The organism is Bacillus sp. CCNWLW194 (assembly GCF_037120585.1).
Taxonomy (GTDB): Bacteria; Bacillota; Bacilli; order Bacillales; family Bacillaceae_G; genus Bacillus_A; species Bacillus_A basilensis.
In genome coordinates this window covers 191,192-201,513 of record NZ_JBBBBL010000012.1, presented here as the reverse complement: position 1 = coordinate 201,513, position 10,322 = coordinate 191,192, and the positions used below count along the sequence as shown (strand labels likewise).

Annotated in this window: 8 protein-coding genes; 4 read left to right on the top strand and 4 right to left on the bottom strand. The window is 35.8% G+C overall.

Features of this window, described 5'->3' with window-relative positions:
• Positions 1–783: 783 nt before the first annotated feature.
• Positions 784–3,828, top strand: a complete 3,045-nt coding sequence (locus V7S50_RS24745; RefSeq protein WP_242255309.1) for an efflux RND transporter permease subunit — start codon at positions 784–786, stop codon at positions 3,826–3,828.
• A gap of 43 nt (positions 3,829–3,871) precedes the next feature.
• Here V7S50_RS24745 and V7S50_RS24740 read toward each other — a convergent pair whose 3' ends face one another.
• The 4 genes from V7S50_RS24740 to V7S50_RS24725 all read right to left on the bottom strand — a co-directional run bounded on the left by V7S50_RS24740 (position 3,872) and on the right by V7S50_RS24725 (position 7,317).
• Complete coding sequence (locus tag V7S50_RS24740) at positions 3,872–4,396, bottom strand: AAA family ATPase (protein WP_242255310.1); 525 nt, start codon at positions 4,394–4,396, stop codon at positions 3,872–3,874.
• 134 nt (positions 4,397–4,530) lie between these two features.
• Entirely contained in the window at positions 4,531–5,451 is a 921-nt protein-coding gene (pstA, locus tag V7S50_RS24735) for a phosphate ABC transporter permease PstA (RefSeq protein ID WP_242255312.1), read from the bottom strand.
• A 2-nt stretch (positions 5,452–5,453) separates the two neighbouring features.
• A complete protein-coding gene (gene pstC / locus V7S50_RS24730) occupies positions 5,454–6,344 on the bottom strand; it encodes a phosphate ABC transporter permease subunit PstC (protein WP_242255314.1) in 891 nt (296 codons plus the stop codon).
• Between the two features lie 70 nt (positions 6,345–6,414).
• Positions 6,415–7,317 carry a phosphate ABC transporter substrate-binding protein PstS family protein gene (locus V7S50_RS24725; protein ID WP_242255316.1) on the bottom strand — a complete coding sequence of 301 codons (903 nt, stop codon included), beginning with the start codon at positions 7,315–7,317 and terminating at the stop codon, positions 6,415–6,417.
• 509 nt (positions 7,318–7,826) lie between these two features.
• On the opposite strand from V7S50_RS24725, the gene V7S50_RS24720 reads away from it, so the two are divergent.
• The 3 genes from V7S50_RS24720 to V7S50_RS24710 are packed head-to-tail and all read left to right on the top strand — an operon-like array spanning position 7,827 to position 10,181.
• Positions 7,827–8,084, top strand: a complete 258-nt coding sequence (locus tag V7S50_RS24720) for a FeoA family protein (RefSeq protein ID WP_000252989.1) — start codon at positions 7,827–7,829, stop codon at positions 8,082–8,084.
• Positions 8,081–8,803: a FeoB small GTPase domain-containing protein gene (locus V7S50_RS24715; protein WP_242255318.1), complete on the top strand. Its 723-nt coding sequence runs from the start codon at positions 8,081–8,083 to the stop codon at positions 8,801–8,803. Before V7S50_RS24720 ends, V7S50_RS24715 begins: the two co-directional genes overlap by 4 nt.
• On the top strand, positions 8,781–10,181 hold the full coding sequence (locus V7S50_RS24710) for a nucleoside recognition domain-containing protein (RefSeq protein ID WP_000443600.1): 1,401 nt from the start codon (positions 8,781–8,783) through the stop codon (positions 10,179–10,181). The genes V7S50_RS24715 and V7S50_RS24710 overlap by 23 nt, the downstream gene beginning before the upstream one ends.
• Positions 10,182–10,322 lie beyond the last annotated feature (141 nt).

Genomic DNA, 10,322 nt, shown 5'->3' with positions numbered 1-10,322 from the left:
TAAAGTTAGTTTGTCTAGCATCTAAAAATAAAAATTGACGTTTCACGTTGTTTGTTTCGTTCAGTTTTCAAAGAACTTGTCTGTCGCTCAGAAGCGACTTCATCATATTAACATCTTCATTTTTCGATGTCAACCAAGTTTTAAAATTTCTTTTTTTGTCATTTTCTGCGTTTCCGCATCAGCGACGTTTATTAATATACCATCATGTTTTTTTAATAACAAGTGTTTTTTATAAAAAAACACAAAAAAATTTCCACCCTACTTTCTTCTATATAGATACACCTCATCCTCCTCTACAGAAAACTGCTATTTAAATTGTATACCAATATACTCTAATTGACCAAACTGCATCTCATAATCCCTTCCTAGCTTGCATTCTCTTCTATACTAAAGCCCATAATCATTTACTTCTGTATAAACTAACAATATAAAAAAACAAATCAATCCACACAAAAAAGAAAATATATACACCACTCCCCTCTTCAATCAATATCTTCACTTCCTAGATAAAGCGAACAAGCTGATTTTTTGTTTTGTTCTCCACACAAATTATTAGTTAAACGAATCAGGTGTCTACAGGTAGCCCGACTCCAACCGAAATTTTAGGCGGGAGTCTCATCGCCCTACGAATAGCGGGATAAATAACGAAATACCAACAAAAACATTACCTTAAAATTATTGTTAGAATTTTTTTACATTTAATTAATGAAAAATATCCATTTTTTGTTATATAGTAAGAAAGGACGTACCCAACTATAAATAAACCAATGGAGGAATTACTTTATGGATAGGTTAACAAAGTTTTCATTGAAAAACCGAGCCGCTGTTATCATCATGGTTTTTCTCATTTCCATACTCGGCGTTTATTCCGGCTCTAAATTACCTATGGAGTTTTTACCAAGCATCGATAATCCAGCAGTCACTGTCACAACCTTATCTCCAGGACTCGACGCTGAAGCAATGACGAAAGAAGTAACTGCTCCCCTCGAAAAACAATTTCGCAATTTAGAGCACATCGACAACATCACTTCTTCTACGCATGAGGGATTATCACGCATCGATATTGCGTATACATCCAAAGCAAATATGAAAGATGCAGCAAGCGAAGTTGAAAAGGCGATTAATACAATTAAATTACCTAAAGATGCAACGAAACCCGTAGTTAGCCAACTAAATACTTCTATGATTCCACTCGCTCAAATTGCAATCCAGAAGCAAAACGGATTTTCAAAAGCAGATGAAAAACAAATCGAAAAAGAAATCGTACCACAACTCGAAAGCATTGATGGTGTTGCCAACGTTATGTTTTTCGGAAAATCAGCTTCTGAATTATCTATCACACTAGACCCAAACCAATTAAAAGATAAAAACGTAACAACCGAGCAAATATTAAAAGTTTTACAAGGAAAAGAAACTTCCACTCCAGCTGGATCCATTACCGTTAATAAAGAAGAATATAATCTTCGCGTCATTGGGGATATAAAAAATGTAGATGACATTAAAAACATTACCATTGCACCTCAAGTAAAATTACAAGATGTTGCTCAAGTTGAACTTAAACAGCACTACGATACAATCTCACATATAAATGGAGAAGAAGGCACTGGATTAATCATCATGAAAGAGCCAAGTAAAAATGCAGTTGCAATAGGAAAAGAAATTGATAAAAAAATCAAAGATATAAGTAAAGAATATAAAGATCAGTTTTCTATTAAACTTTTAGCCTCAACTCATGAGCAAGTTGAAAATGCTGTTACTAGTATGGGAAAAGAAGTAATCCTTGGAGCAATTGCTGCAACTCTAATTATCTTAATCTTTTTGCGTAACTTCCGAACGACACTCATCGCTGTCGTCAGTATTCCATTCTCTATTTTATTAACACTTTTTTTACTACACCAATCTAATATCACACTTAACACCCTAACACTTGGTGGTTTAGCCGTTGCAGTGGGACGTCTCGTCGATGATAGCATCGTTGTCATTGAGAATATTTTCCGTCGTTTACAAAAAGAATCTTTCTCTAAAGATATTATTCTCGATGCAACGAAAGAGGTCGCCGTCGCAATTACTTCTTCCACTTTAACAACGGTCGCTGTTTTCTTACCTATCGGCCTCGTATCAGGAGTAATCGGAAAATTAATGTTACCTATGGTATTAGCAGTTGTATATTCTATTCTTTCATCCTTACTCGTTGCACTAACAGTTGTTCCACTTATGGCTTTTTTACTACTCAAAAAGACAAAACATCGAAAGCCAAATTCTTCACCACGATATGTCACTACATTAAAGTGGGCTCTTTCGCATAAATTCATTATTCTACTTACTTCTTTTTTATTATTTGCAGGATCGATTGCAGCCTATATATTACTACCGAAAGCGAACATAAAATCTGAAGACGACACAATGTTATCTATTAACATGACTTTCCCAGCTGATTACGCTGCTGAAACACAAAAACAAAAAGCCTTCGATTTCGAAAAGAAATTACTTTCTAATTCAGATGTAACGGATGTTATTTTACGAATGGGATCTAGCGCAGAAGATGCACAATGGGGACAAACAACGAAAAATAATCTTGCCAGTATATTTGTAGTCTTCAAGAAAGGCTCTGATATTGATCAGTATATTAAAGAGTTAAAAAAAGGACATAAAGCTTTTGAGCCCGCTGAACTTGATTATATAAAAACGAGTTATTCAAGCTCTGGCGGCGGTAATATTTTGCAATTTAACGTAACAGCCACTAACGAAACGAATTTGAAAGAGGCTGCTACTATCGTCGAAACAAAACTAAAAGATATGCCTACTCTCTCTAAAGTAAAAACGAATTTAGAAGACTCTAAGAAAGAATGGCAAATCCATGTTGATCAAACAAAGGCCGAACAACTAGGATTAACACCAGAATTAGCAGCACAACAAGTAGCATTCCTTATGAAGAAATCACCTATTGGTGAAGTTTCAATCAATAATGAAAAAACAACTATTATGATAGAACACAGAAAGGAAAACATTACTAAACAAGAAGATATTTTAAACACAAGTATATTATCACCTATCAATGGACCAATTCCTTTAAAAGACATTGCAACTATTTCAGAAAAGCAACTTCAAACAGAAGTCTTCCATAAAGACGGAAAAGAAACGATTCAAATTACGGCAGAAGCTACAAATGAAGATTTAAGTAAAGTAAGCACAGAAGTAAACAAAGCGATAACTGATTTAGATTTACCTAGCGGCGCAAAAGTAAATATTGCAGGCGCCACTGAATCTATGCAAGAGAACTTCACGGACCTATTCAAAATTATGGGAATTGCAATCGGGATTGTATATTTAATAATGGTTATTACCTTCGGGCAAGCACGCGCTCCTTTCGCAATTCTGTTCTCCTTGCCACTAGCTGCTGTCGGCGGCATTTTAGGATTAATCGTTTCAGGAACACCTGTTGATATAAATTCATTAATTGGCGCATTAATGTTAATCGGGATTGTCGTTACAAACGCTATCGTATTAATAGAAAGAGTACAACAAAATCGAGAACATGGAATGGAAACAAGAGATGCATTACTAGAAGCGGGATCCACTAGATTACGTCCAATTATTATGACAGCTATAACGACAATCGTCGCTATGCTACCACTCCTATTCGGTCAATCCCAAGCAGGAAGTATGGTATCAAAAAGTTTGGCGGTCGTTGTCATCGGTGGTTTAGCAGTTTCAACCGTTCTTACATTAGTAGTTGTTCCAGTTATGTATGAACTATTAGATAAAATCGGAAGAAAAAGACGCTCTCGCAGAAAAATAAGCACTTCTACAGAAACACCTGATATTTAAAGAAAAAGCGTTATCTTCACGAATGAAGATAACGCTTTTTTCTCTACCTACTCATATAATCCATCATTTTCTCCGCATACCGCTCTAGAGGTTTACTAGAATCCACAATAAGATATTCACTATTTAGAGGTCTTTCACTACCATCTAACCACTTTTTAAAAGCCACTTCCGACTCTACCTTTTCAATTTGACTGACCATACGCTTACGTATTTGTAACCTATCATTAATCTCTTCCATATCATTTAGATAACACTCAATATATTTATATTTCACACCATGTTTATTAGACAGCTTAATTCCTTTTTCAACCATCCCTTCATATAGACATGGACTATCCAATATCACACTATGTCCTTGTTCTAAATATGAATCAATCAATACCCATTCAACGTCGTATGATACTCCTCCAACAATCACCGATTCAATTCCTTTCATTTTTAATGATTGTAACAATGCGGATTTCAAAACATCATGATCTACAATTACAGCACCTGTTAACTTCGCTATATACTTAGAAACTGTCGATTTTCCTGTTCCAGGAAAACCTGACATTTGCAGAAAAAACAATTCCTCTACTCCTTCATTTGCCCCTATTCATCTCTATAATTAATTACAAATTCAACAATCACTACATCCATTCCTTCTATATTAAAATACAAAAAAGAACTCCTACTTATAAGTAGTGAGTTCTCTTTTGTAATCTATGCTGCTTTTACCCTCTTCGTCGTTTTACTTTTTCTTTTCGTCCCTGTAAAACGTTTGTGCAATACAGATGCTACCAAGCGTGAAATAACATTGAATAGTAATACCATAATAATTAATACTGCTGCAGATTTTGTCGCAATCAACTTCGCATCTGGAATAACTCCTTCAGAATTCAGCTTCCAAATGTGAACCGCTAACGTTTCAGCTGGTCTAAACGGATTTAAAGGATGCGCAGGGCTTGAGAAGTCCGCTGCCGAATTTAAAATCGGAGATGTTAAACCCGCTGTGTAAATCAATGCTGCTGCTTCCCCAAATATACGACCCGCCGCTAAAATAATACCTGTAATAATTTGTGGTAATGATGACGGGATAATAATACGAGCGATCGTTTGCCACTTCGTTGCACCTAATCCAAGACTTGCCTCTTTTACATTATGAGGAACTTCTGAAATCGCATTTTCACAAACACGCGTTAAACCTGGTAAGTTTAAAATCGTTAAAGCAAGGGCGCCACCCATTACTGTGTATCCCCAACCTGTCATAGTAACAAACACTAACAAACCAAATAAACCAACAACAATAGATGGTAAAGACGCCATTGTCTCAATACATAAACGAACAAAGTTTAAAAAACGTCCTTGTTTTGCATACTCTGCTAAATATATTCCAGCACCTAACCCAAGAGGGATAGATATAATAAGCGTTATAACAAGCATGTAGAAAGAATTAAACAACTGCGGACCAATCCCACCACCAGCTCTTGTATTACTTGGTTCTCCAAACAAGAAACTAGGATCCCAAAATCCCCATCCCTTTTGTAAAATTTCAAACACTAAGAACACCAGCATAGCTACAACTAAAGCCGCAACCGCATAAAAAACACCTGTCCAAACTTTATTTACCGTTCTTGCATTCATTATTATCGCTCACCTCTTTGCCCAATCGCTCGAATTACTAAAATAAACAGGAATGAAATAACAAGTAAAATCATCGCTAAACTCCATAGCGCATTGTTCCAAGCAGTTCCGTTTAATGTATTTGTCATGTCCATTGTCAAAATACCAGTTAACGTTGCTGTCGGACTATATATTCCTTCTGGTAATTTAATTGTGTTCCCAATTACCATTTGAACCGCTAACGCTTCACCAAAAGCACGCGCCAAACCTAAAACAACACCTGTTAAAACCCCTTTTTTCGCAGCAGGAACAATCACTCGGCTAATCGCTTGCCATTTCGTTGATCCTAGACCATAAGAAGCTTCTAAATAATCAAATGGAACAGAGCGTATTGCATCAGAAGCGATACTAGCAATAGTAGGTAAAATCATAATACTTAATACAACAATACCTGCAATTAAACTAAAGCCTACTCCCCCAAACGAATCACGTAATAGCGGTACTAAAATCGTAACCCCTAATAACCCGTATACTACCGAAGGAATACCAACTAATAATTCTAAAACAGGCTTCAATACTTTATTTCCAAACTTCGGCGAAATTAAATTCATGAATATAGCAAGAGCTATAGCAATTGGCGCACTAATAATAACCGCACCTAACGAAACCACTGTTGAACCTACAATGAAAATCAAAGCCCCGAAGGTTCCTTCGTCAGCATTCGGATTCCATTTTGTCGATGTTAACATCTCAGTAAATGAGATACCACTTTGTGTAAAAGATTGAATACCTTTACCGCAAATAAAAGCAATAATAGCTAATGTAATTAAAACAATAAAAATACCACAAAACGTAACAAGCGATCTTCCTATATATTCACTTTTTACGTAATTAATTTGTTTTTTCCCCTTCATCACAGGTCAGACCCCACTTCATAGATTGAAATGAACAGGACTGGCCTTGCAGCCAGCCCCATAAATTTGATTACTTATTTAATTTAGACATTGGAATGTAGCCCATATCTTCTACTTGCTTTTCAAAGTCTTTACCTTTTACATAATCAATGTAAGCTTTCGTTGCTTCTTTCGCTTCACCTTTTGTTACCATGTACTCGTAAGACCAGAATGGATATTTCCCAGACGAAATGTTTTCAACTTTTGGTTCAGCACCATCAATTTTCACTGTTTGTAATGCACCTTTTTTATCGCCAACCATATAAGACATTGCTAAATAACTTACTGATCCTGGAGTAGAGTTAATCGCTTGCTCTACTGCACCGTTAGAATCTTGTGTAGTACCAGTTCCATCATTGATTTTCGCGTCTTTCATAATTGTTTTTTCAAATGTAGCACGTGTACCAGATGAAGCTGGACGATTAATTACGTTGATTTTTTCGTCTTTCCCGCCTAATTCTTTCCAGTTTGTTACTTTTCCAGTGAAGATATCTTGTACTTGTTGTACTGTTAAGTTATCAACTTTTACATCTTTATTTACGACAAGCGCGAATGCAATACCCGCAACCTTGTTATCTACTAATTCTTTCGCTTTTTCAGCATCTTTTATTTTATCTCCAGATGGAACATCTGAATTACCAATTTGTACTGCACCCGATGCTACTTGGTTAATCCCAGTTCCACTACCGCCACCTTGAACTTGAATAGAAACTTTTGAATTTTTCTCCATGAATTTCTTTCCAGCTTCCTCCGCAAGAGGTAGAAGAGCTGTAGAACCAGCCGCTGCAATCGTACCTGATAATTCTTGTTTTGTATTATCGCTTCCTTTAGCAGTTTCTTTACTAGCTGTATCTTCTGCTTTCCCACATCCAACTAACGCTCCTGCTACCACTAAAGCCGCTAAAGAAAATTTAATACCTTTTTTCATAACCATGTCTTGTACCCCCATTTGGATTATCACTTTTCGAATTCATTTTCTTTCGAACACAAATTCATTGTAGGACAGCAATATTATGTGAGTGTTAAGCAATCTTTAATTTTAAGTAAATAACGATAATAACCCTTAAAAGCTAGGAATCCCAAGATTTATAGTTAAAAACCCCAACAAAATCCACACTAATTAAGTTGTAATGTAAATTTATTCTTAACAATGTAAATTCAATGTAAATGTTTTTCGTTCTTTTCCCCTTTTGGTTAAAAATACATTTACAAATCCATTATATTTTTTAACTTTTACATCCTTACTTTATTTACATTAAACAGAATTTCAGTAATATTTTTTAGTACAACTAAATAAATTGGAACAATTCTAAAAATAAATGAATATTTTTAAAGTACCAATTGACAGCATCATCCAATGTAGTCTACTATATTACTAACAAAAAGTTTACCTAAGGAAACTTTTTAAACTCAAACTAACAATATAGAGATGAGGTAACTTTTATGGTATCGGCTAATACAAAACCACTTTCCGAATTTAAGACAGGAGAGTTTGTACAAATTGAGAAGATACAATTAGAAGGAACTATGAAACGACGTTTATTAGATTTAGGATTTATCCCTGGCGCAACGATTAAAGTATTACAACGCAGTCCACTTGGAGATCCGGTCGCTTATCAAGTAAGCAACACAACTATTGCGCTACGCAAGGAAGAAAGTTCCCTTATTTTCGGGGTATTAATAGGAGATGATTTCAGATGAGCAAACATCGCATTGCTTTAGCTGGTAACCCGAATACCGGGAAAAGTACATTATTTAATACTTTAACAGGCTTAAAACAACATACTGGAAACTGGACGGGAAAAACTGTTTTAAAAGCTGAAGGGGAATATGAACATAACAGTAGTAAATATACATTAATAGATTTACCGGGAACTTACTCACTATATTCAAATTCTGCGGATGAAGAAGTAGCAAGGGATTATATTATATTTGAAAAACCAGAAGTAACTGTAGTTGTTATAGATGCAACTGCTATGGAGAGAAATTTAAATTTAGCACTCCAAGTGATGGAAATGACGAGCAACGTAGTCATTTGTATTAACTTAATTGATGAAGCTGAGAAAAAAGGCATCGTTATTGATGAAAAGAAATTAGCAAAATCACTCGGTGTACCTGTAGTTAAGATTTCTGCTCGTAACCGAGTAGGCATCGGTCATTTACTAAATGTCATTGCTAAAGTAGCAAATAAAAAACTAATTCCAACACCAATTAAAATTTCTTACAGAGAAAAAATCGAAAATATGATCCAGGAATTAGAACCACAAATTTATAAAGTGTTCGGCGATACGTATCCAGCACGTTGGATTGCGTTACGTATATTAGATGGAGATAAAAATTTCTTAACCGCACTTCAAAAACACCATAATGAACCACTTGTAAGGGAGGTCGTAATGAATGGAATCTCACTCAGCCAGTAAAGCTCTTCCATTGGACTATATTATTCAACATGCACAAACACTATCAAAAGAAGATATACGAGATGATATTGTCGGAGATATTTACCGAACATCCGCAAGCATATGTAAAGAATCTGTTCAATATACAAATACTGATAAATTGTATCGTTCTGAAAAACTAGATAAAATTTTCACATCTCCAATCTGGGGATTTCCAATTATGCTCGGTATTTTATCTATCATTTTTTATCTTACAATTGCAGGCGCTAACGTACCGTCTGATATGATTGCCGAGTTCTTCGGATGGGCCGAAGGGTATTTAACTTCTTGGTTCCAGGCAGCACATGCACCCGAATGGTTACATGGCATTTTAATACTTGGCTTATTTCGTGGTATCGGTGCTGTTATTAGCGTTATGTTACCACCTATGGCCATCTTTTTCCCTATGTTCGCACTATTAGAAAACTACGGGTACTTACCACGCGTTGCGTTTAATATGGACCGCTTATTCAAACGCTCTGGTGCACACGGCAAACAATCTTTGACAATGGCAATGGGCTTTGGTTGTAATGCAGCAGCCATCATGTCAACACGGATTATTGAATCACCACGTGAACGTATGCTTGCAATCTTAACAAACAACTTCGTTCCTTGTAACGGTCGCTGGCCTATGTTAATTTTAATGGCTTCATTATTTATGGCTGCTGGTTATACAGGTAGTATGCAAACATTAGTTACTGCTGGCGTTGTAGTTGGAATGGTTGTAATTGGTATTATTATGACATTAACCGTTTCCTGGGTGCTATCAAAAACAGCTTTAAAAGGCGTTCCAACTCACTACACACTTGAGTTACCGCCGTACCGTAAGCCAAAGGTTTGGAATACAATTGTACGTGCAACACTCGATAAATCAGTCTATGTTTTAAAGCGAGCTGTTGTTGTAGCTGCCCCTGCGGCTGCATTAACTTGGTTACTAGCTAATATTTTCATCGGTGACACAAGCCTGCTTATGTATTTTGTAAACTTCCTAGATCCATTCGCTAAAATGTTAGGACTTGACGGCTTTATTCTAGCTGCGTTCATTCTTGGGCTACCAGCGAATGAAATTGTTATCCCGATTTTATTAATGTCTTATTTATCAACCGGAGCTTTAACTGAAATAGATGATTTTAATCAAATTAAAAATCTATTTTTAGAAAACGGTTGGACTTGGTTAACAGCGTTAAACACAATGTTGTTCTCACTTCTTCATTTCCCATGTGGAACAACACTGGTTAACATATATAAAGAAACAAAAAGTGCAAAATGGACATTCTTATCGTTTGCAATCCCTACCGTTATCGCCATTGTTGTGACATTCCTCTCTACACAATTGGTACATTGGTTAGGGCTTGTATAAGCAAAGCATACATAGAAGGTATCCCCCTTCACATATGCTTTGCGCGAAAGAAACCTGAGATTATTCAGGTTTCTTTTTTTGTATATCCGTATTCCAAGGCTGTGCTCCATACGTTGTGAGTTTCTTATGAATAAAGTATAT